The organism is Lysinibacillus sp. GbtcB16, from assembly GCF_019091145.1.
Taxonomy (GTDB): Bacteria; Bacillota; Bacilli; order Bacillales_A; family Planococcaceae; genus Lysinibacillus; species Lysinibacillus fusiformis.
Genome location: NZ_JAGXJV010000743.1, coordinates 1 through 245, shown reverse-complemented (window position 1 = coordinate 245; position 245 = coordinate 1). Strand labels below are relative to the sequence as shown.

The following is a 245-nucleotide window of genomic DNA, read 5'->3' as shown; positions in this document are numbered from 1 at the left end:
AACAAGTCGATGTCTTGGTCATGCCAAGCATGGAGGAGATTCTGGCGAGAGCCGGGCAAAATGTGCTTGCGCCATTGTACGAGTTCTATGCTAGGGACCAGGTGAAGCCGGAAGAAGAATATTTGATTAATCCTAAGTTTAGAGGCAAATATTACGGAACCATTGTCAATGCCAGCAATTGGTTTATCATGTTGAATGCCAATGCTCTCCAAGAAGCTAACTTGCCGGTTCCGACGTTCGGCTGG

Annotated in this window: 1 pseudogene; it reads left to right on the top strand. The window is 46.9% G+C overall.

Annotation, left to right across the window (positions count from 1 at the left end):
- Window positions 1-29: 29 nt before the first annotated feature.
- Window positions 30-245 (top strand): annotated as a pseudogene (locus KVT27_RS25775) (ABC transporter substrate-binding protein); the annotation flags it as partial.